Source organism: Photorhabdus sp. CRCIA-P01 (assembly GCF_003545805.1).
GTDB classification, from domain to species: Bacteria; Pseudomonadota; Gammaproteobacteria; order Enterobacterales; family Enterobacteriaceae; genus Photorhabdus; species Photorhabdus antumapuensis.
The window spans coordinates 1-25094 of record NZ_NMQR01000052.1 but is presented as its reverse complement, the minus strand read 5'-3'; the positions used below and the strand labels follow the sequence as shown (position 1 = coordinate 25094).

The following is a 25094-nucleotide window of genomic DNA, read 5'->3' as shown; positions in this document are numbered from 1 at the left end:
CGCAATGCCTGAGCTATCATCACAGAACTCCACCCTTCAGAAGCCAGAAGGATAGCTTTTATTCTGTCTCGTACTTGACCATCGCGAGTGGTGTCGTGAAGACGCTCAAGTTTGATTTTTTGTTCTGATGTAATAAATATTTTCATAGCGAGGATAATGATCTCCATTTCGGATAAAATCAAGCATCTTCAATGATTACGGGTATATATAAAAACAATAACCACTAATTTTTTATACCATAAAAATCTAAATAACCTCATAATGTAGATTCAAAAAATCCTACCAATTTTATCTATTAACATGAAACACAGAATTTACTTAAATCCATCACCAATAAAAAGCACCGAAATCATGAATATTCGGTGCTGCATTTTTTGCAAAAAATCATTTAAAACTGACAATCACACAACTAAAAAAGATATTAAATCTTATTTTGCTAATAATACATAAGAAATTATAACATCTATTTTTGCTGGTTTTTCCAACCACTTATTAAATACATTTCCTATTCCAAGCTTCTTATATTGATCATCACAACTCGCTGATGTTCCTGTTACACCAAGCCCGTATGTTCCTCCTCCCTCAGCTTTAACTTGACACTTATGCTTAGTTGTAAATTCATTATATAGCCATTTCGGTTCTATTGTACTAAACTCAATAACAACTCCAGGTTTTTTATTTGTCAAATAACTTTGCGAGTAAGTATATTGGGGAGCAATTCCACAAAAACTTTCTCCTTTAACACAAGGAAGGCTTTTATACTTATTCTGGTGAAATGCTTTATATTCCTTTATTTCCATCCCTCTATACCAGTACATCGCTTTTTCTGCTTGATCATCACGCTTTGCCGCTTTCTTATTGACTAATGTCACTTTATTAGGTGTATTTGCTGTGACTGAAAGTGTGCAATTCTTATACATAGACATTACTTTGGTATTTTGCAGTCCATTTTTAGTGATTATTTTTTCTATCTGTGGATCTGTCTTACATGCCATGCTAAAACTACTAATAGCTAATAAAAACGGGGAAATAAGGAAAACCTTTTTATTCAAACTCATATTTCTATCCTTGCTTTATTTATTTTTTTGATATCTAATTAAATGAAAATATATTTCATCATTATATGTTGATTTTAAAAACACTATTACAGACAATATATAGAAAATTAATCAATATATTAATCTTCACTGTTATCATCCGACTTAAATAAGATAGATTATTTAACTATAAAAAACAAAAACAAATTCCAATATAATTAAATTAAAAAATATGTCATTAGGATAGCTTTAACCAAGAAAAAGCACCAAAGCCAGCAGGCAGGCATTCGATGCTAAAAAGAGAATTTAAAATTGATAACGACATGATTATATAACAGATATTAAAGATTAATTCAGTATGGGTAATTGCACATAAGAAATTGTAGCCTCTATTTTAATTGGCTTTTCTGATAGCCATTTATTAAACTCATCCCCTACCTTATAACCTTTAGACTTACAATTTGATTCATCTTTTTTCAAGGTGCCTATTCCACCCAGTCCATATGATTCTCCTCTTGATTCAATATTAATTTCGCAGTTATGTTTAGTTGTAAATTCATTATATAGCCAGCCAGGTTCTACTGTACTAAATTCTATAACGAATTTTTTATCTTCTCTCATCGGATAGCTCTTCGCGTAAGTATATTCAGGAGAAATCCCGCAAAAGCGATTCGGAATGTTAGCACAAGGAATTTTTTTAAAGTTATTACTATCAAATAACTTATATTCCTCTATTCCCATTCCTCGATACCAGTACATCGCTATCCCTGCATGTTCATCCCTATTTTGGAATTTATTATTAGTTAATATAATTCTATTTCCGGTATTCACCACATCCAATTCACATTTTTTATACATAGACATCACTTTGGTCTCTTGTAGACCATAACTTTTTATTATATTTTCCACCGTTGGATCAATATTACATGCCATACTAAAGTGGTTCATAATTAATAAAGTAAAAATCAGAAAGATTTTTTTATTAAAACTCATATTTCTCTCCTTGCTTTATTGATAGTATTGATAGTATTGATGCCAATAAAAACAAAGATATATTTCATATCCGTTATTAACAAATCCATCTATAATCTTTGTCGACATATAATGACTTAACGTGCAATGCTACTATACCCTTCATCCTTCAAGTTGCTGCTTTGTTGGCTGCTTTCACTTACCCCAGTCACATAGTTATCTATGCTCCCGGGGATTCATTCACTTGCCGCCGCGCTGCAACTCGAAATCTATTAGGTATATAAATAAAGGATCAATAACAAAATAACTTCGCAATATAAATCATATCATTTAATTAGTCTCTCTTGTTATTAGCTATCTTAAATAAAGATAGATTGTTAAATCAAAAAATACAAGATACATAATAATTAAATTAAAAAAACAAAACAAAAACACAAAAAAAGACAATTTCAATAACATATAAAATAGATAATTTTTTAGTTGTTATAATATCATATGAATAAAACAGCCATCTATTTATTATTCCAAAATAATATAATAGATATCATCCAATTGCAATTATAGCTATCCACATAATTCAGAAAATAAAGTGTCTATTTATATCTATTGGAAAACATCTAGCAATGAGAATTTTCTCTTACTAGTCGAATCCGCCTCTTTTTATAATATATCTCTCAACGAAAATATTTTTTCTATTTAAATAACACGCTTACTGATAACTCATATCCGTTTTTTATTTAAAGAAACCAAAGGAACCGCAGGCATAATATGTTGTCTAAACAGAACGATTAAACCGGGCGTCCAGCCCGGCAACAGTGAAGATAAAATAGGTAAAACACCTAATCTGCCCAATCGGACAGGGAACAATTAAGGACGATAACCGACGAAGGCCACGCGCGACAACCTGCGTTCGATTGAAACTAACTGAGTGGTGGACAAGAAATTCTGCATACGTCCGAACGCTTCTTCACCCTCCATTGCAATGAATTGCTCCCTACGCTTCTCACGCCCAGCACGCCAGCGTTCACTGAGTTCAACAACGCTTTGTGTAAGGTCCACCTGCATTTCAAGGCAAAGACCCGCTTCGCTGATGAAACGCTCGTTCAACCCGATCGGGGTATAGAGGAAATAACCTGGCATACCACGTACCATTATCTCTTCTTTACTCAGCATGCCCGTTACCAAGGTAGGATCGGTATACAAAAACCGTCCGCCCGGCTTCAGTAGTCGGCACCACTCACGCAACAAGGCCAACCGATCTGGAATGTGAATGACAGAGTCGATGCACCATAGCGCGTCAAAAGTGCCGTCGGGAAATGGCAGAGGCTGACGAACATCACTGTCGACAAAGTTGCTTCGATCTTCTAGTCCAAAATCTACCGCAAGTTGCCGGGAGGTAAGGAGGCCGTCAGGATGAATGTCAACCCCCGTCACCCTACAACCGCTGGTCCTTGCCAGAAACAGGGCCGGTCCTCCGGACCCACTACATACATCCAGCACATGAGAACAGTCGGATAATTGAAGCCATTGGGAGAACTTTCTAAATTCATCAGCAGAAGACCAGTTGTTCTGCCCCAAGTCTTCGCCATAGGTCTCTTTGCGTACCTCGGATACTGCTTCCGCAGAGAAACTACCGAAAGCCCGTTCGTAAAAACCAGTGCCAGGGCTTGAAGAAGAAGTTTGCATAGTCATGGATAATGCTCCTAGCGAATAGAATTTAATCGAAAGACGAGGTGTTCAATTGCGGTATCCAGTACCGCATTGTCGAGATCCGGATCAAAACAGAACCGAACCGACGCATTGGCCTGAGCCGAGCTCAAGCCAATGCCAGTAAGTACGTGCGAAGGCTGTAGTTCCGCAGAGTTGCAGGCTGAACCTGACGATATAGCTACCTGATGTAACCCGGATATTAGCGCCTCCGAAGCAATGCCTTCAAACTGAACGTTCACAACGTATGGCGAACTGCAAGAAATATCGGTATTCAACACTGCGTTCGGCACCCTTTCATGAAGGCGAGTAATGAAATAGTCTCTCAATGCAGTGACTTTTGCTTGGCGTTGAACAAGGGTCGACTGAACCATCTGGCAAGCAAGGCCAAACCCTACAATCAGCGGCGTTGGCAAGGTGCCGCTGCGCAAATGATTCTGGCCACCGCCATAGATGAAGGGCCTCAAATGTCCCGCAACACGCGCATCGACGAAGAGTGCCCCAATTCCTTTCGGTCCCCGCATTTTGTGGGCGGAAAATGAAAGCATATCAATTCCAGTTTCCTTGACGTTCATGGGAATTTTGCCGACAGACTGGACGGCGTCCACATGTAGCCAAGCGCCTGACCGACGCGTGATTGCGGCAATTTCATCCACCGGCTGAACTGTGCCTAGTTCGGAATTCACATGAGCAACACTGACGATACGGGTGTCGGCGGTCAATTTGGTCATGACATCTTCCGGTTGTACCCGGCCATTAGCGGCAACCGGCAGGTACTCGACGGCCAGCCCCCGACGGCTCAACTCTTTGCCGACCAGTAACACAGATTTGTGGTCGATGGGGCAAAGCAGCGCTCCCGCAGGAGCGCATTCGTTGTGAGTAAAACTTGAGAAAAGCGCAATATTGTTGGCTTCCGTGGCCCCCGATGTAAAGACGATCTCCTCTGGACGAGCACCGATGAGAGACGCCACTTGCTGGGCGGCATTCTCAATCGCATGCCGGGCACGACGCCCCATCACATGGGCGGAGGAAGAATTACCGAATTCATGCTCCATGTAGAATCGCATGATGTCGACGACCTCAGGAAAGCATGGTGTCGTGGCACAATGATCCAAATAAATTACGCCAGTCGGGTTTTCATTGACATTCATAGCGACTCCCCATCAGGAAGTGAAGACGGCAACGTTAACAAGCTTCGAGTAGATCTCTTGCGTCTGCATCTCTCCGCTTCCACCGGGATCCGCAACAATCACCTTCATACCCGAAAGCCCATACAGAGAAAGCGCCGTGCTGACCCCTGTTTTAACCGGTTGGAAACATTCTCCGGGGGCAAAGATCACCAAAAGGCGATGTTGCGCTTTGTAGACCTCAGAGATCATCTCAGTGATCTCTCCCGCACATCCGGTAACACCGCAGGTAATGAGAGGTCTATAGTCGCCGTTTTCGTCCACAAGGGAAATTTCGGTTCCGGCATCAGGGCCATTGTCGAGAACGCGACGATTCAAGAGCCCTGCTTTGACCAACTTATCGGCGCTTTTCTGGAATCGGTATTTCAGCCAAGTCTCCGGATAGGCAATAGGATGTTTCCGGCTTGCGAGCATGTTTTGCTCAGAAAATTGCCCACTGCGCTCTAAGATGGATTTGTACGAGGCCGGAAGCGCGGAGAATTGTTCGTAGAAGGCACGTCTTAGTTCAGATGCTGGCCCGCTGTCACGCGAAACATATTGCCAATCGTTGATGAGTAGCAGGAATTTTATCGCTTCGAATTGATGTTCAAGCTGCTCTGCGATTCGAACACCAAGTTCCCAGGTGTATCCAGGAAAGATCCCTACGCGTCGCTCAATTTTTTCTCGCATAGGAGCAGTATTTTCTTCAATGACTCCCGGTACAAGGCATCCTTGGTCTTCGTCAAGGAAGAGCATGAAATGCCCTGCCATAATAACGAGATCCGGATGTGGAGCATTAGTCACTTCGGTGAGAATAAAGTCGAGTAGCTCAGTCTCGGATTGAACCAGACGGTGGCTGTTTGAGATGTTAACTTGTTGCATATGCGCCTATATTTATATTATTGATTTTTTTAGCAATTAAAAGGCTGTGTTATAGTTCTGAAAACCGTATGACCCATTTCAACTTTCCTAGTGGATCGCTGAATTTCACTCACTATGAACATCCTCCCTCACAACAATTATCAATTATCTACTGACAATTGATAATAGATTATATATTTGCATATAATCTATCATAAAACAATTAGCAATATTAATGATTTATCTGTGCCCTGTACTATTTTAAATACATTAAATGGCAAAGATTGATGTTGTATATCCTTGCTGTAGAGAGACTAAAGGCGCTGACTAAAACGGTCATTTAACATCCGAATATCAACGCTACCGATATCATAATTCCCACCCATTCGATTTCAGCCACAAGTCTACACATTCCGCTAAACACCAAGTACAATGGGCTTTTCATCCCCATAGCCACATTTCACAAACATATTATTGCGCACGTATTCAAATCACGTAATGCCGTTACCTTACGCTAGTTATTGACATTACTTAGCCAATTTGACGTGACGTTTTTCTATGATAGACGTCCAGCTTGCCTATCGAACATTATCGGTAAGCAACTCAAAATTAATTAAAAAATGTGATGATAAATAAAATAAATCATCAACGGTTGTAATTAAATTTTAATGGAAATACCGAAGTTATGAATATCCAATGCTGGATTCGACTAATAATGCACGTAGCATGGAAGGCTGTTTAGGACTAAACAGCAGATGCGGGCCATAATTTATTATTTCTCAATTAGCTGCCTATGAACGAAAACCCTCTTTCTCTATCTGATAACGCTGTTCTTCCTGTGCCTCATTTTTCTTTTTTACGCGCCATAAAATACTTAACATAATAAACCATAAAGGCGTGCCACAGAGTGCAGCCAATGTATCTGGGTCAAAAACCATTACCACTATGGTAAAGATGAAAAAAATCAGGGTCAGCCAAGTCATTAATACCCCCAAAGGCATCTTAAATATTGAACGTTTATGCACATCAGGGTAATTCTTACGATAAACCAAATAGGCAATCAAAATCACACACCAGCTATAAATCACCATAATCGAAGCAACGGTTGATACAATCGTAAATAACTGCATGACATTCGGTACGATAAATAAAAGTGACGTACCAACCACCATACAGAAACAAGAAAATATCAGACTATGTACAGGAATCGCAGTATTACGGGAAAGAATTTTAAATTTCCGGTGTGCATTCTTTTCCGTTGATAAGCCATAAAGCATACGTGTACAAGCATATAATCCACTATTAGCAGAGGACATTGCCGATGTTAATGCAACAAAATTAACCACTGCGGCGGCAGCAGGCAGACCCGCCAAGGCAAATAGCGTCACAAAAGGGCTGGTTTCAGATGAGATCCGTCCCCAAGAAGTAACGGCAATGATGCTCAACATGGAGAAAATATAGAAAATCATAATTCTCATCGGGATATAATTAATGGCTTTCGGCAATATCTTTTCCGGATCTTTTGTTTCTGCCGTCATCGTGCCAACTAACTCAACACCGGTAAAAGAAAAAATCGCTATTTGAAAACCGGCAAAAAAACCAAAAATACCGTTTGGCAGAAATACCGATGGATCAGTCAAATTATTCACAGAAGCAATCATACCATCCGGTGATTGCCAGCCTACCATCACCATGCCAAAACCAATAATAATCAGCGCTAAAATCGCAACGACCTTAATCATGGCGAACCAGAATTCAGCTTCGCCAAATAAGCGGACAGAAAGAAGATTACAAGTACCAAGTAAACCTAGCGTTAAAAATGCAGGCACCCAAAGAGAAACACCGGGAAACCAATATTGAATATACCCACCACACACCACAACATCAGCAATACAAGAGACAACCCAACTCATCCAATAAGTCCAGCCGAGAAAAAAACTGGCTTTCGTGCCTAAATAGTCCGATACAAAATCAGCGAAAGAGCGATAATTCAGCTTAGTCAGGAGCAATTCTCCCATTGCCCGCATCACCATATAGACAAAAAAACCAACAATCGCATAGGTAATAATGATCGATGTACCAGATACGGCAATGGTTTTTCCTGACCCCATAAATAAACCCGTGCCAATAGCACCACCAATGGAAATCAATTGAATATGACGTGCACTCAGCCCTCTATGAAGCGTTTGTGTATCAGCAAATTTCTCTGCCGAAAGGTTTTGTTGAGTTTTATTATTTTTTTTCATGATAATACCCGTCCGTCATTAAAAAAGCAGTTGACTGCTAAATCTTTCTAAAAAAGAAGTTACCACGGCTTCAGGAAAAAAATGGAATAATGTCTTATTTATTTAATTATTTTTTCATTTAAAGCAAGTAATAATCCTGCTCGTAATCCATTAGCAACCTCAGCATTAGGAAATAAAATAAATTTCGCCGGAAATTTAATTTCCCAATGACAATCATGTTGGCTGGCGATTTCAAATCCTTCTGGCAATTCAGTAAAGTTCAAGGTATCCGAGGGGATATGAAGTTGAAAACTGTCGTGACTCTTAATAATGGAATTGATTATCTGGTAATGTTTCAGTTCAGATTTAATGCGTGCTGTTATTGGCGATAAAGACATTAAACCATAAAGAGCATCCGTAATTTTTTGGAACCTTGTTAAATCGTTTTCCCCAAAAGGCATGGCTTTACCCATCTCCATCGTACAGCTATCCGCCCCAAACTTTTCACTCAGAAAATGGCTGAAAGTCCCCCCTTTCTCTCGATGGTAAACGAGCGCATCAATATCGCTGTCATGTAACCATTGCATAAATTCAGCAGAAAAAGGACGATTCTGAACAGGCAATAACGCAAATTGCTCATGGTGAGAAGCGCGTATAGCGGTATGCAGATCAATATGCCAGCGAATATTTGTCAACGACACCGCAGGTTCAGCAAAAAAACGACTCACAACATCTTCAAGTTCAGCCGCACGTGATCGCTCATTTCCCAACGGAAAATTCAGGTAACGGCCACCAAACATGCGATTCAAATCATGATGTAGATAACGTCGATTCGCACGCATCGCAGGTAAGTTACCGAAGATAATCAACAAATTATTTTTTAGTGTTAATGTACCATCCGCCAACTGTGCGAGTAACTGAATCAATATTTCAATAGGCGCGGTTTCATTGCCGTGAATACCGGCGGAAATCACCAGAGACCGATTTTCCCCTTCATGGGGAATCAGCTGCAATACGCCTTCGGCCAACCAATGCGCATTCATTGTTTCTGGAAATGTCAGGTGGTCGGCAAGTTTTTTTTCAAGCAATAACGTTAACAGATCCATATCTGCTCCAATTTAGCGCTGAAATTCATAGATCGATCCTAAATTCAGGATCTGGGTAAGCTCATCCAGAGCGGTATAAACTTCTCGAAGTAATTGGGGATCAGCCAGATCGCTGGTACATAATTCATCACGATAATGGCGTTCTATCCATTTGATCAGGCGATCGCAAAGCGACGTATTTATCAATGTTGCGGGATTGACAGCACGAAACTCAGCATCATTTAGTACCACCCTTAGACGCAAGCAGGCCGGGCCGCCGCCATTGCGCATACTTTCCCGCAGATCAAAAACACGGACGTCATTAATCGGTGAAGAGGCTTGCGCAATCAGCGACTGTAAATAATCCCAAACGGCGGAACTTTGGCGACACTCCTCAGGAACAACGATCATCATTTTCCCATCAGTTTTACTCAGTAACTGACTATTAAAGAGATAAGAATCAACCGCATCTTTGATGCTGATCTGCTCAGCAGGCACCTCAATCGTGACAAAATCCTGCCCCAACGCCACCATTTTCTGTTTAATTTCTGTCAGCACCTGAGACTGATTAAGATAAGCATATTGATGGTGAAAAAGAACATTTCGGTTGCTGACCGCAATCACATCGTTATGGAAAACCCCACTGTCAATGGCGACCGGGTTTTGCTGGACAAAAACGGTTTGTGCCGGATTAAGCTGATGCAATCGCGCAATCGCTTCACTGGCTTCCAATGTTTGCCGCGCCGGATAACATTTGGGCATTGGGCCGCCGCGAAATGCGCTACGGCCATAGACAAACACCTGTACGCCAGGCGTATCATAATCACCGCCAAGGCGATTATGATTTGCCGCCCCTTCATCACCAAAATCTTCATGTTGTGGAAGAGCCTGGTGATGGACAAAATAGTTTTGATCAGCAAAAGTGGCTTTTAATGCGGCTGACGTCGTTTCCATTTCCAGCGAACGGTGCAATTTGTTGTTTAAATTTGCTACCGTGAAATGGACTCGCTGATCAGCGCTATCCGCCGAAGGTGACACGGTTGCCGCATTTGCTGTCCACATTGATGAAGCAGAACTCAACTTTGATAATAACGCCGGAGAATATTTGGCTGCTTTATGAAGTATCTGCTCATCACTGCCGACAAAACCTAAATTACGTAAAGCAGGGATATTAGGGCGTTGTTGCGGCGGAAGCACTCCTTGAATAAATCCCGCATCCACCAGCGCTTTCATTTTCATCACCCCTTGCAGCGCGGCTTTACGTGGGTTAGATACGCTGTCTTTATTATTAATAGAAGCCTCATTACCCACTGAAAGCCCCGCATAATGATGGGTCAGGCCGACTAACCCATCAAAATTTGCTTCAAAACCAGCCATAAATCCCTCTAAAAAAATTGTATAAACTGAAATCTATCCCGTTAAACGATTAATCAGGGAAATGAATCCCCGGCGCAAGCGTTTCAGGTAAAGTGAGTTCGTCGGCAACCAAGGATGCCATCGGCCAGGCACAGTAATCAGCAGCATAATAAGCACTGGGTCGGAAGTTTCCCGACGCGCCAATGCCACCAAAAGGCGCTTTACTGGAAGCTCCCGTCAACGGTTTATTCCAGTTCACAATGCCCGCTCTGGCATCTTCCGACAGGCGCTGGAACAACGAAGCATCCGGCGAAATCAAACCAGTAGCCAATCCGAACCGGGTGTTATTCGCCATTGCCAACGCTTCATCAAACGTGTCATAACGCATAAGCATGAGCAGCGGCCCGAAATACTCTTCATCAGGAACATCAGCGATTTGGCTAACATCAATAATTCCTGGGATCAACAACGTTGATTGCGGCTCGCATTGCTCCAGCGAAACCAAAGAGATGCCACCAAGTTTTTGTAGCCGATCTTGAGCTTCCAATAGATTTTGCACAGCCTGTAGAGAAATGACGCCACCAATGAACGGTTGAGGTTGAGCATCCCAATGAGATGGCACGATCCGCTTTGTCACCTCCACCAGACGCTTAATCACCGCATCTCCGTGCGTGCCATTTTTTACCAACAATCTGCGGGCACAGGTGCAACGTTGACCAGCAGAGATAAATGCTGACTGCACAATGGTGTAAACAGCGGCATCAATATCGTCGCAAGCATCGACGATCAATGCATTGTTTCCCCCCATTTCAAGTGCCAACATCCTCTCTGGCTGACCACCAAGCATGCGGTGAAAGTGAAAGCCAGTATTGGCACTCCCCGTAAACAGTACGCCATCAATCTGCTTATCCTCCAGCAATGCTGTCCCGGTACTGCGTGCTCCCTGAACCAGATTGAGCACACCGGCGGGTAAACCGGCTTTTTCCCATAATTTCACTGTTTCTTCCGCAGTCATCGGTGTCAGCTCACTCGGTTTAAACACCAGTGTATTACCCGCAATAAGCGCGGGAATAATATGACCATTAGGCAAATGCCCAGGAAAGTTATACGGACCAAAAACCGCCATCACACCGTGAGGACGGTGACGCAGTAAGGCACGGCCGTCTGGCATAATCGTTTCTGACTCACCAGTACGCTGTTCCCACGCTTCGATAGAAATAGCCGCCTTACCTATCATGGATTGTATTTCAGTCCGAGTTTCCCATAACGGTTTACTGGTTTCCTGACTGATAACACGAGCAAGCGTTTCTTTCCCCTCATTCAGCAAAGCCGCAAATGTCTGAACGACCTTAATCCGCTCACTGGCGGGCAAATGCGACCAGGCATAAAACGCCTCGCGGGCAGCATGACAAGCAGCTCTGACTTGAGAAGCATCGGCGCTGTTAGCTTGCCACAGAATCTGTTGATCTATTGGGGAAAATTTAGTTATCGACTCACCCTGCCCCTCAATCCATCTTCCCCCAATGTAATGTACTTTATAATTCATGCTTAATTTTCCTTTGGAAAGAGACTAACGAGCCGCACCTGATCCCTATCGCTTACTTGAAGTGCATCCATCTCAGCGGTTGTCAAAAAAAGTTCATGACTGTCACACGCCACATTCAATAAAAGCGCTCGAAATTCATTAAATTGCTGATTGGCAACAATGCAAGGAACACCATCGTCTCTGGTCACTGATTCGACTTTACTGATAGGAACAAGACGACTCTCTTTTACTGCCCGTATCCGGTTAATCTCAGCCTGTAATAAAGCGCCGCCATCAAAAATATCGATATGGCCTTGATAGGTAAGCCCTTCTTTTTCAAGAATGGCCCGCGCGGGTACTGTTTTCTCATGGACCTGTCCAATCACCTTCTGCGCCTCAGCAGATAATAAGGATATATAAATAGGATGAAGGGGCATGAGTTCGGCAATAAAGGTTTTCGACCCAATACCGGTTAAGTAATCCGCCTCGGAAAAAGGAATGCCAAAAAAATGTTGTCCCAGTGAATTCCAGAAAGGGGAATTTCCTTGCTCATCGGCAACCCCGCGCATTTCAGCGAATATAATTTTAGAAAAAATATCCCTAAATGCGGCAATAAAAAGAAAACGTGCTTTGGAAAGAAATATCCCATTTCTTCCCTTCTGATATTCCGGATCAAGGAACAACGTACACAATTCACTGTTACCGGTCTGATCTTGTTCCAAAGTCAACGCTTCAATAGATTTATAAATCCCCAATTCACGTGATGAACGAATGGTTTTTTGTACCCGAAAGTTATAAAACGGCTCCTCCAGCCCAACCGCCACTTCGATGGCACTGACACCCGCCACCCGATTCACGCTGGTATCTTCCAGCACAAACAAGAATCCCTGCTGAGCCCTGGCCAGTTTTCCCTCAAAAGTATCAACGCTACGTGCAATACGTGAGCGTAATTGCTCCAGGTTATTGGGAAAAGATGTCAAACCTATACCAGCGTGTTGAGATAAAGATTGAACCCCATTTAAGTCACTATGCTGGACAGCTCGGAAAAGCATCATAACGTCACCTTCAACTATTAACCCACAAACCGCATGATGGCGCTTTCAAGACGAACCAGACCTTCATCAATATCAGCAAATTCGATATTTAATGCCGGCGCAAAACGCAACACATCTGGACCCGCGATCAAGGCAATTAATCCCTCCTCTGCCGCCAAGTTAGTTAATTGCTTCGCCTTACCCTGCCAAGCCTTATCCAATTCAGCACCTAAAAGCAGCCCTTTACCTCGCAAGCAACTGAATATTTGGTAACGCTGATTCAGCTTCGATAATTTATCCATGAAGTAATCGTGACGTTGCAAAACGCCGGTGAGCAATTCCGTCTGATTAACAATAGAAAGCACCTTATCGGCAACTGCCGCCGCCAGAGGATTACCGCCAAATGTGGTACCGTGTGTTCCAGGTTGAAAAACCGCTGCGATAGGTTGCTTTGTTAACATAGCGCCGATAGGAAAACCGCCACCGAGACCTTTAGCACTAGTAAGAATATCAGGCTCAATACCATATTCCTGATAAGCATAAAGGTATCCTGTACGGCCTACCCCTGTTTGAATTTCATCAAAAATAAGCAGCGCTTGAAAACGATCACATAAAGCCCGTAATTCCTGCAAGAACGCCGGATCCGCGGGAATAACACCGCCCTCACCGATAATAGGTTCGACAATAACCGCACAGGTGTTTTCAGAAATATGTTCTCTGATCGCAGATAAATTATTATAAGGAAGATGCGTAATTTCTTGCGGAAGAGGGGCATAATCTTGTGAATATTTTGGCTGCCCTCCTACGGTAACGGTAAATAATGTTCTACCATGAAAAGAATCTTTAAATGAAATAATCTCATTTTTATTTTTTCCATATTTATCAGCGGCATATTTCCTGGCTAACTTTAATGCTGCTTCGTTAGCTTCCGCCCCTGAATTACAGAAAAATGCTTTATCAGCAAACGTATTCTCCACCAGTCTTTTGGCTAATTTCAGGACAGGTTCATTGGTGTAACCATTACCTATATGCCATATTTTCTCAATCTGAGAAATTAACTCATCCTTTAATTCAGGATGCGCATGACCTAATGAATTAACGGCAATTCCACCGGCAAAATCGATATATTCCTTGCCATCCTGATCCCATACTTTCGAACCTTTGGCCCGAACCGGTATGAACTTAGCAGGAGAGAAACAGGGCACCATATAGTGATCAAACCAACTTCTCTGAATATTTTCTAACATAGATCATTTCCCCTTAAAATAGAGAGTATACGAACAAGATAAAGTAATATTCCCCCGCACCATTCTTTGTCTCACACTTACACAACTTATTCATGCATGCTGAGGAAAAAGTTTACCAATCTGAAACCTAAAAAGTCTTAAAAATAATAAGATTACAGGATCTATTTAATATTATTCTTATTAATCCCATGACTATTTCCTAAAAATAGTTGCTCAGCCATTAGACAGATACTGTTGCCCATGCTTAACAAAGTCAACACAAGTTGTACACAAAAAAAATACTTTTTGATCTCGTTCAAAATTCCAAAAAGTATTTTTATGCATGCTTTATGCAATTTTTATGAATAAAAAGCGAGTAAATTATGCATAAATTAAATCTACCACATATATACCCTTCATCTTTCAAGCTGCTGCTTTGTTGGCTGCTTTCACTCACCCCAGTCACATCGTTATCTATGCTCCTGGGGATTCGTTCACTTGCCGCCTCGCTGCAACTCGAAATCTATTAGGTATAGATGAAACGAATAAATAATTATTCATTAATAACGCCTGAAATTTATCTGCTCGAATGTAAAATAAAATTTGACGAAATTTAATTTCCAAAAACCAGAGTAAACCGATAACCAAAACAACAAAATAAGTGAACAATCTGACGATAATTTAATATAAAATTAACTATCCAGTTAAGAAAATTAACTATACCCTTCCTCTTTCAAGCTGCTGCTTTGTTGGCGACTTTCACTCACCCCAGTCACATCGTTATCCATGCTCCTGGGGATTCGTTCACTTGCCGCCGCGCTGCAACTTGAAATTTATTAGGTATATATCTAAATACTCTTAAATTTCAGACAATAATACCTCTGCCTATTGAGATTATTTGTAACAAATTGACCATATTGTACCCTATCTCAATGATTTACTTAGATTAGAGAAACAGGTAAAGTCTTTTTAAGTGAAAACGATTCAATAGCGATTATCACTTTCCTCAATCTCACTTTTACATAGGAAAAACCCGATAACCCATTTCATACCGGATGATCACACCCATTACTAAACAATTAATTATTTCTTAATATATTAGCATTACAAAAACTCTCCATCACAACTGGTTACCCATTCCCTATTCAGAAACGTAAACTAACTACTTTACGGCTGAAATAATAGAAATCATCTTTGCCGTCAATTTCTCCTATTTTTCCAATAATCTCATTTAATTTACTAAACTTTATCATTAAAATCGGAACCATTATCTGCATTTATTATGTATGCATGCTAAATAACATTATACCCTTCATCCTTCAAGCTGCTGCTTTGTTGGCTGCTTTCACTCACCCCAGTCACATAGTTATCTATGCTCCTGGGGATTCATTCACTTGCCGCCGCGCTGCAACTCGAAATCTATTAGGTATATATTCCATTCTCTCTATTAGTACCAAATAGAATCATTAGAAAACATACAATATTTTTAAACATAAATTAAACAAATGAGCGGTAATTATGAAAATTTTATTTTGACAATCACTAAAAAACACGATATATATTCCAAACGATAGACGTAATATTAATTCAAAATGCGACTTATTAAATATTTACAAAACCATCCAATATAGCAATTTATAAAAAAACATAAGATTAAGTTGAGAAATAGTTTATTATACGTTATTTTACGACAATAAAATAATATCGTTAACGTAAATAGAAAAAAACTAATAGAATAAAGATAAGTGCAAACTAAAACTCATTTGATCGCCTATTAAAAACGTTGGATTATCTATCTTTCAAGATGCATAGCAAGAGACAACTTGAAAGATAACGGGTATAAACTTAGTTCGTATCATTTATAGGAGTAGAATATATGACTTTAGATTTTAACGATAAAGTGGCAATCGTTACCGGCGGTGCAATGGGTATTGGTGCTGCAATATGCCGCAGACTGGCTGCAAACGGCGCAAAAGTTGTCATAGCCGATCTCAACGGCAACGCAGCTCAAGCCCTTGCCAATGATCTTGATAATGCTATCGCCATTCAGCTCGACGTCACCCAAGCATCCGCGGTGGAACGCTTAGTGGCCCAAACGGTAGAGACCTTTGGGGCACTACACCTGGCAGTCAACAACGCAGGGATAGCCGGCTCGCGCTATCGGACCGTGGACTATCCGTTGGATGATTGGCATCAGGTCATCAACATCAACATGCATAGTGTGCTGTACTCAATGAAGTACGAGATCCCCGCGATGTTGGCTTCCGGCGGTGGTGCGATTGTTAACATGGGCTCGGTCGTAAGTCATGTTGGCCTCACCAACTCGATTGCATACGTAGCAACCAAACACGCATTGCTAGGCATGACAAAAACTGCCGCGCTGGAGTATGCAAAACACGGGGTCCGAATTAACGCCGTCGGGCCCGGCTGCATCGACACACCATTGATGTCTAGGATCGACACCGACGCAGTCCAAAAAATGATCAAACATCATCCTGTCGAACGCCTCGGAACACCCGATGAAGTCGCAGCACTAGTTTGCTTCCTATTATCTCAGGATGCGTCTTTCATTACCGGTAGCTATCACCTCGTTGATGGTGGATATAGCGCACGTTGATCCGCCTGTATCTTAAAACTGGGCAAAGCAGACAGTAACCTCCTTTAATCGCAATAAGCCTGACGAGGAGATTATTTCATACTTTATATTGATTCTTATCAATTATTCATAAAAACCAATATCACACAATTAAATATATTTTTATATAGCAAAAAATTAGACTCAGATTAAATTCCCAAAATAAGAAAAAATCCGGTATAAACAATATATACCGGATTATCATATCAAGGTTAAATTATTCAGAACTTCTGACTATATCAGTATTACGATGTCTCCTCATCACAACTGATTACCAGCGCCCTATTCAAAGCCTGAGCTAAAACGGTTTTATTCTCATCATCCTCCAATAAACTAAAATGGTTACCTGGTATCGCAATCAGCTCAAGCGAAGTATCAAACATTATCCGCGCCCAACCTAACGACGGTTCTATGTTTACAGAATCAGATTCTTCATCCGTCACAAAAGAGATAGCAGGAGAAGGTTCTACCGCATAGAACTGATGCAGCGTTATTGCTAATGCCGGCGGCTCATAATCCGCAACTATTTGCGCGTAACGCTCGATCTGCCCCCAACGTTTTGCGATCACATCCGCATTCAGATTTGCCGGATATAACGCCAATTCTTGTGCCGCTTCAATAAACTGCACAAAATTCAACTCATCGATTCGACGGTATAACTCCGCAATCTCTTCCGTGTATTCCTTGCCTGACTGTCGAGCTAGTTCAATAAAGAACCGATATTTAGGTTGCATAATCTGCTCCCCTAAATAATGAGGCGCGGGCGCATCAATCAACCCTAGGAAATTGACCATTTCACCCGCATTCAAAAGCTGTTGGGCAATAGCATAAGCCAATATTCCACCGGAAGAGTAACCACATAGCCGATAAGGGCCTTCCGGTTGAACAGCCTTTATCAAGGTGATCATTCTCGCCGCTTGCTGTTCCATCGTTACCATCGGTTCTTCATTAATCGACGGCCAAGGTAGCGCATAAATCGGATGGCCCAATGGAATATGTCGAGCCAGCCCGAAGACATAGGAGTAATCCCCCATGCCACTAGGAACAAAGAACAGCGGCAACCCTGCCCCATCCAGTCTCACCGATATAGCGCTGTTTTGCGGTTGAGACAGCAAATCCGAGGTGATTTTCGCAGCCAGTTCAGCTAACACCGGGAATTGGAACACAGCATTCAATGTGCAAGCCAAACTCCGACCGGCAGCAAGATTTATCATTCGCATGGCAAGCAGTGAATGGCCCCCCAACGTGAAGAAGTTGTCATATCGGCTTATTTGCTCAACTCCCAGCAACTCACACCAGATAGCTGCCAATGCGATTTCCGTTTCCCCTTGTGGCGCTTCATAAATCTGACGAGCAAACGCTTCATTGTCCGGAGCTGGCAAGGCCCGACGATCCAATTTACCGTTCGGCGTTAGCGGAAACGCATCCAGACGCACAAAAGCCGACGGCACCATATAGTCAGGTAAAGTTACACTCAAGTGGGTACGCAGGTTATTGGCCAGCCCTTTATCTGCTGGCACCACGACATAGGCAACCAACCGTTGGTCCTGCCCTTGCCCCAATGCCAATACTACAGATTCACTCACCGCCGGGTGTTCCACCAATCGAGCCTCAATTTCCCCCGGTTCAACGCGGAACCCGCGGATTTTAACCTGCTGGTCGTTACGGCCCAGGAATTCCAAGTTACCATCCGGCAGGTAGCGGGCTAAATCCCCGGTACGGTACATACGAGCACCCGGTTGATCACTAAACGGATCAATCAGGAAACGTTCAGCGGTCAATTCTGGCCGATTCAGGTAGCCACGGGCGACAGCGACTCCCCCAATGTAAAGTTCACCAGTGACACCCATTGGGACAGGTTCCCCGTGGGTATTGAGAATATAAATTTGGGTATTGGATATTGGGCGGCCAATCGGTACGTTATCGGCAAAACAGCTCGGATGGTTGATATCAAACACGGTACAACCCACGACGGTTTCGGTTGGGCCGTACTCGTTGATGATGCGTGATCCAGGCGATAATGTTTGCCAAAGTGCAATAATGGAACTGGGCAGTGTCTCTCCCCCCACGATAAAGCAGTGAGCGGGGCATTTTCGTCCCACGGTTTTCAACTTCTGCCCCATTGCCGAAAGATGGCCGGGAGTAATTTTAACCAAAGCACCCGATTCCATTGACAACAATGCGGGAAGCAATTCAACCAGCTCCTGCCCGTCACGGAGCAAATGGATCTTGCCACCACACAGTAAAGGCAGGTAAAGACTGGTGACCGTGGCATCAAAGGCTATCGATGACGAAACGATACTATTGAATTGCCTTTCAGTCAGGTAATCACTCCGCGCCCATAGCAGGTAGTTGCAGACACCACGATGTTCCAGCATCACCCCCTTCGGCGTCCCCGTCGAGCCCGAGGTGTAAATTACATAGGCCAGATGCTGTGCGGTTAATGCCGGTACCTGTGGGTTACCATCCTGCTGATCAGGCAAGATATTAGGGTCGAGTACAATCAGCTCAGTCAGCATTTTCTCGCCCAGCGCACTACGTCCGGTATCATCCGCCAGCACAATAGCCGGGGCAGCATCGGTCAGAATATGGGCCAGACGCTCCCCGGTATAGACCGGATCCAAAGGTACATAGGCGCCACCGGCTTTCAGTATTGCCAATACCCCCACTATCATTGCCGGTGAACGTGACACGCAAATCGCCACTCGCTGATCGGGCACGACACCCAATGCGATAAGCTGATGGGCCAACCGGTTAGCGCGGGTATTTAATTCAGCATAACTGAGGGCCTGATCTTCATATACTAATGCTATCGCATTAGGGGTTTGCTCCACTTGCTGTTCAAACAACTGATGGATACATAACGCATCAGGATAGGCGGTTTCCGTCGCGTTCCAAGTTTTCAGCAACAGTGTGCGCTCCGCTTCCGGCAGAATGCTCAATGTCCGTACCGACGTTTCAGGCGCTTGTTCAAGCGCCTCCACCAAACTCTCCAGCGCCTGTTGCATATAACCGCATATCCGATCCGCATCAAACGGTTGGACAACTTGAGCGGTTAATCCCAGGGATTCACCACAATCCTCCACCGACAACACTAACGGATAATTGGTTCGCTCCTGCGCATCAAGGAATTCAATCCCGCTGATCAGTTCATCCAGCATTGTTGACAATGCATTATGTCGATAATTCAACAAGCTGCTAAAGAGGGGGATCTCCCCCTGCACATTACTGCAACGCTGGGCCAGCGCCAGTGAAGCATGTTCATGTTCCAATAGCCCGGCGAGTCGGGTATGGGCAGCCTGCACGCTGTCCCGTACCGGGGTATCATTGATATCCAACCGCAGCGGCAAGGTATTGATAAACAGCCCCATGCCACTATCAGCCCCTTCTCCCGCCGCCATGCGTCCAAACAGCACGGTGCCGAACACCACTTTCTCCTGATCACTGGTATGCGACAATACCTGGGCCCAAGCCAGATGACACAACGCCGCCAAACTGACACCCAAACGCCGGGCCTGACCACGCAGACGATCATTCAGCTCAGGCACCAACATCCGGTGGGATTCCATCACCTGTGAACCATCACTATGCACCTCCGTCAATCCGAACGGCAGCGTGGGTTCATCCACCGCCGCCAGCATATCGGTAAAGAAGCGGGTGTGTTCTTCCTGACTGACCCCCAATCGGGCCTCAGCCACCAAATTACGGAAAGAAACTGGAGAAGGCAGGCTGTCCTCCTGTTCGGTAAGATACGCCTGAACCTCACGGTTCATCACGTCCAGCGTGGTATGGTCACCAATCAGGTGATGCAGCAATTGCAGGACAATCCAGCGGCCATCGGCTTCTTGCGCCACCACAAACCGCAGCAATGGTGCCTGATTCAGGTCAAGACGATAATAACGAGGATTAAAACGTTGAGCCAGTTGTTCACAAATCGGCCCATCAGCCGGGTCCAGAGTCAATTCAATGACCGATAAAGGTGCCTGACGCCAGACGACCTGAGTCGGCACAGACAACTCTTGCCAGATAAAGGCGGTACGCAAAATATCGTGACGATCAACCACCTGTTGCACCGCCGCCAGATAACGGTCCAGCAGAGTCCGTTCAGTAAAGGCCATCTGGCTGACCACCAGATACGGATCCCCTTCGTTTGCCAGTAAGTGGTGGAACAAAATACCGTCCTGCAATGGTGACAAGGCATAGATATCCTGAATATTGGTCACCCCGCCCGGCACCTGCCCGACGATGCGGTCAATGTCAGCCTGCGTCAGATCGACCAGCGGCAACATTGCCGGTGTCAGGGCCGTGGTTGCCGAAGTGATGACGTTAGGCGGCACTATCACAGCCTGATGCTGCCCCAACGTTTGCGCCAGGTCTGACAGCACCGGCGACTGGAACAGCTCACGAGCCGTCAGTGCCAATCCCAGGTGACGCAGGCGTTCAACCATCCGTATCGCAAGCAACGAGTGACCACCTAGGGCAAAAAAGCTGTCGTACCGGCTGACCTGCTCAATCCCTAGCAATTCACGCCAGATAGCCGCCAGCGCTATTTCTGTTTCTCCTTGAGGCGCGGCGTAAACTTGGTGGACAAAGGCGTCATTGTCCGGTGCCGGCAACGCTTGATGATCCAATTTACCGTTCGGCGTTAGCGGAAACGCATCCAGGCGAACAAAGGCCGACGGCACCATATAGTCAGGCAAAATAGCACTCAGATGGGCACGCAAGCTGCTCACCAGTCCGTCACGGGCTTCCGCCGCCACATAGGCAACCAGCCGTTTCTCCTGCCCTTCACCTCGTGCTAACACCGCCGCTTCACGCACCGTTGGGTACTCTGCTAACCGGGCCTCAATTTCCGCCGGTTCAATACGGAAGCCGCGGATTTTAACCTGCTGATCATTACGGCCAAGAAACTCTAGATTGCCGTCCGGCAGATAACGCGCCAAATCCCCGGTGCGATACATGCGAGCATCTGGGTTATCACTGAACGGATCAATCAGGAAACGTTCAGCGGTCAATTCAGGCCGATTAAGATAGCCACAGGCCACTCCATCGCCCCCCACATAGATCTCTCCAACCACTCCTAACGGTACCGGCTGACCACAAGTATCCAACAGATAAACCCGCGTGTTGGCTACCGGTCGGCCGATAGGAATACGGGCCGCTCCGGGCACTAATGTTGTGATACGGTATGTGGTCGTGAAGGTGGTACCTTCACTCGGCCCATAGCCATTTAATAGCTGTTGTGGCGGACTCGTGCGCAGTACCTGACCGATAACATGGGGATCAAGGGCATCTCCGCCGACAATCAGGAATTTTATCCGTGGAAGAACCGGAGACAGCTCCGCCGCCAGCTGGTTAAACAATCCGACACTCAACCACAGAACAGTGATTCGCTGAACCTGTAGATCCTGTACAAACGCCTGCGGTGTCAACAAAGTAGCATGATCAACAACCACTAACGCGCCACCATTGAGCAACGGTGCCCAAACTTCAAACGTGCTGGCATCGAAAGCCGGATTAGCGGCAAAAGCTACCCGATCATCCGGTCCGATTTCAGCATAACCATTATTGATAACCAGCCTGACCACCGCACGATGCGGCACCAAGACCCCTTTAGGTGTCCCGGTAGAACCGGAGGTGTACATGATATACGCTAACTCAGTGCTGGAACGCGGCAAGTCAAGGTTAAAGCGATCTTTATCGTGGCCCATGTCTGTCTTATCCGAGAGACGAAGCAGCGGCACAGTCAGGTTCACCGGAATATCCTCCCGTGTATCAATCAGCAGCAACTTGGCTGAACAATCACTTATCAGCCAGTTTTTCCGCTCATCCGGCACACTGGGATCAACCGGCACGTAAACGGCACCGGCTTTGAGAATCGCCAATTGGGCTACCACCAGTCCCATCGAACGCGCTAGCAAGAGCGCAATATGATCACCGGGACAAACTCCTTGTTCGATCAATTGACGAGCCAGCCGGTTAGCACGGGTATTTAATTCAGCATAACTGAGCGTTTGCTCTTCATACACTAATGCTATCGCATCAGGGGTTTTCTCCACTTGTTGTTCAAACAACTGATGAATGCATAATGCCTCAGGGTAGGCGGTTTCCGTGGCGTTCCAGGTTTCCAGTAATAACCCGCGCTCCGCCGAGGACAGGATATCAATTTCCCTGACCGACTGTTGGGGGTTAGCCACCATCGCTTGCAGTACTGTGTGCAGATATCCCACCTGCCGCGCCATTGTCGTTGGATCAAACAGGGCGGTGACATAACTCAATGCCCCCACAATCCTGCCCTCCTCTTCCGACAAGTCCAGTTCAAGATCAAACTTGACAATATCAACGGCTTGATCAACCGGTGACACCGCCAATCCCGGTAATCCCCATTCCGTGCTCTCATTGTTCTGCCAGACAAACATCACCTGGAACAACGGGGTATGCGCCAGTCGGCGTGGCGGTTGCACGATTTCCACCACCTGTTCAAACGGTAAATCCTGATGCTCCTGGGCCGCCAATGCGGTTTGCCGGACTCGCGCCAGTAATTCCGTCACCGTCAGTTCATCCGATAAATCCATGCGCAACGCCAACGTATTGACAAAGAAGCCAATCAACGGCTCTACTTCCTGATGATTACGACCCGCGCTCGGTGTGCCAATGACCACATCTTCCTGACCTGACAAACGTGACAGAACTACCGACCAGGCTGACAACAGCGTCATGAATAAGGTGACACCGTGCTGTTCACTCAGGCGCTTAAGGGCGGTCGTTAACTCCGCATCCAGGTTAATCGGCACGGCCTGCCCGGCAAACGACTGTTCCGGTGGACGAGGCCGATCTGTTGGCAAATCCAGCAAGACGGGCGCATCAGCCAACATTGCACGCCAATAGTCAGATTGAACCTGAATACGCTCAGCCGACAACCACTGACGCTGCCAGGCGGCGTAATCCGGGTATTGGATCGCCAACGGCGGCAACGGATCGGATTGCCCATCCATAAACGCCGTATAAAGTGTGTTCAGCTCCTGTATCAGCACATTGGCAGACCAGCCATCGGAAATTATGTGATGCAGAGTCAGCAAAAACTGATATTCGTCATCAGTGATCCGGATGAGAGCCGCACGGATAAGTGGGCCACTTTCAAGATCAAATGACGCATGGGCTTCCTCCACACTCAGACGCTCAAGAACAACATCCGCATCTGGTCTCCCACTCAGGTCATATTGAGATAACAGTAAGCCACTATCCGGCTCCAACAGACGCACTTGTGGCTGACCATCCACAGAAACAAAGACAGAACGTAACGCTTCATGACGGGCAAACAAGGTATCCAGCGCCCTTTGCCAGGCCATAATATCTAATTGTCCAGATAAACGCAGGGCCATCGGGATATGATACGTTTCACTGACCCCTTCAAGTTGGGCCAGGAACCACAAGCGCTGCTGAGCAAATGACAACGGTAACTCCCCATCACGGGATATCGGCAAGATATTATCCGGTTGACCCGGCCGAGCCTGCATAACCTCAGCAAACGCCCTCAATGAAGGAGTCTTAAACAAGGTGGTTAGCGGCAGTTCGATACCCAAAGCGGCTACCCGGTTCATCACCCGCACCGCCAACAATGAGTGGCCGCCCAAGGCAAAGAAATTGTCATGTCGGCTGATCTGTTCGATCCCCAGGACTTCACGCCAAATCGCCGCTAATGTGATTTCCATATCCCCTTGTGGCGCTTCATAAACCTGACGGGCAAACGCTTCATTATCCGGTGCCGGTAGCGCCCGGCGATCCAGCTTACCGTTCGGGGTCAATGGCAACGCATCCAGACGCACAAAGGCGGACGGCACCATATAGTCAGGTAAAGTTGTACTCAGGTGGGTACGCAGGCTATTCGCCAGCCCCTCATCCGCGGGTGCCACCACATAAGCCACCAGACGCTTATCCTGCGCATCCCCTAACGCCAACACGACAGATTCACGTACCGACGGGTGTTCTATCAGCCGGGCTTCAATTTCCCCCGGTTCAATGCGGAAACCGCGGATTTTCACCTGCTGGTCGTTACGGCCGACAAACACTAAATCCCCTTCCGGCAGATAACGGGCCAAATCCCCGGTACGGTACATGCGCGCATCCGGTTTATCACTGAACGGGTCAACCAGGAAACGTTCCGCCGTCAGTTCAGGGCGATTCAGATAACCCCGCGCCACACCCGCGCCACCAATATACAATTCACCGATTGTCCCCAACGGCACCGGTTGACCGTATTTATTA

At 45.0% G+C, this 25094-nt stretch carries 12 protein-coding genes and 2 pseudogenes; 1 reads left to right on the top strand and 13 read right to left on the bottom strand.

The window, feature by feature from the left end:
* The 12 genes and pseudogenes from D3222_RS20570 to D3222_RS20515 all read right to left on the bottom strand — a co-directional run.
* A pseudogene (locus D3222_RS20570) lies at positions 1 to 146 on the bottom strand (IS630 family transposase); the annotation flags it as partial.
* Between the two features lie 282 nt (positions 147 to 428).
* Complete coding sequence (locus D3222_RS20565) at positions 429 to 1058, bottom strand: hypothetical protein (RefSeq protein WP_118987795.1); 630 nt, start codon at positions 1056 to 1058, stop codon at positions 429 to 431.
* 327 nt (positions 1059 to 1385) lie between these two features.
* Positions 1386 to 2030: a hypothetical protein gene (locus tag D3222_RS20560; RefSeq protein WP_118987794.1), complete on the bottom strand. Its 645-nt coding sequence runs from the start codon at positions 2028 to 2030 to the stop codon at positions 1386 to 1388.
* 846 nt (positions 2031 to 2876) lie between these two features.
* On the bottom strand, positions 2877 to 3701 hold the full coding sequence (locus D3222_RS20555) for a class I SAM-dependent methyltransferase (RefSeq protein ID WP_118987793.1): 825 nt from the start codon (positions 3699 to 3701) through the stop codon (positions 2877 to 2879).
* 11 nt (positions 3702 to 3712) lie between these two features.
* On the bottom strand, positions 3713 to 4867 hold the full coding sequence (locus D3222_RS20550) for a cysteine desulfurase family protein (RefSeq protein ID WP_118987792.1): 1155 nt from the start codon (positions 4865 to 4867) through the stop codon (positions 3713 to 3715).
* Positions 4868 to 4879: 12 nt separating this feature from the next.
* Positions 4880 to 5764 (bottom strand): LPD16 domain-containing protein, encoded by an 885-nt coding sequence (locus D3222_RS20545; protein WP_118987791.1) that lies wholly within the window; start codon positions 5762 to 5764, stop codon positions 4880 to 4882.
* 770 nt (positions 5765 to 6534) lie between these two features.
* On the bottom strand, positions 6535 to 7989 hold the full coding sequence (locus tag D3222_RS20540) for an amino acid permease (RefSeq protein ID WP_118987790.1): 1455 nt from the start codon (positions 7987 to 7989) through the stop codon (positions 6535 to 6537).
* 98 nt (positions 7990 to 8087) lie between these two features.
* A complete protein-coding gene (gene astE / locus D3222_RS20535) occupies positions 8088 to 9074 on the bottom strand; it encodes a succinylglutamate desuccinylase (RefSeq protein ID WP_118987789.1) in 987 nt (328 codons plus the stop codon).
* Positions 9075 to 9086: 12 nt separating this feature from the next.
* On the bottom strand, positions 9087 to 10430 hold the full coding sequence (gene astB / locus D3222_RS20530) for an N-succinylarginine dihydrolase (RefSeq protein WP_118987788.1): 1344 nt from the start codon (positions 10428 to 10430) through the stop codon (positions 9087 to 9089).
* 49 nt (positions 10431 to 10479) lie between these two features.
* Positions 10480 to 11955 carry a succinylglutamate-semialdehyde dehydrogenase gene (gene astD / locus D3222_RS20525; protein WP_118987787.1) on the bottom strand — a complete coding sequence of 492 codons (1476 nt, stop codon included), beginning with the start codon at positions 11953 to 11955 and terminating at the stop codon, positions 10480 to 10482.
* Between the two features lie 2 nt (positions 11956 to 11957).
* Complete coding sequence (gene astA / locus D3222_RS20520) at positions 11958 to 12986, bottom strand: arginine N-succinyltransferase (RefSeq protein WP_232832604.1); 1029 nt, start codon at positions 12984 to 12986, stop codon at positions 11958 to 11960.
* A gap of 20 nt (positions 12987 to 13006) precedes the next feature.
* Positions 13007 to 14215: an aspartate aminotransferase family protein gene (locus D3222_RS20515; RefSeq protein ID WP_118987785.1), complete on the bottom strand. Its 1209-nt coding sequence runs from the start codon at positions 14213 to 14215 to the stop codon at positions 13007 to 13009.
* A gap of 1855 nt (positions 14216 to 16070) precedes the next feature.
* Here D3222_RS20515 and D3222_RS20510 point away from each other — a divergent pair.
* Positions 16071 to 16811, top strand: a complete 741-nt coding sequence (locus D3222_RS20510; RefSeq protein ID WP_118987784.1) for an SDR family NAD(P)-dependent oxidoreductase — start codon at positions 16071 to 16073, stop codon at positions 16809 to 16811.
* A gap of 263 nt (positions 16812 to 17074) precedes the next feature.
* Here the strand turns inward: D3222_RS20510 and D3222_RS20505 are convergent.
* Positions 17075 to 25084, bottom strand: a pseudogene (locus D3222_RS20505) (amino acid adenylation domain-containing protein); the annotation flags it as partial.
* Positions 25085 to 25094 lie beyond the last annotated feature (10 nt).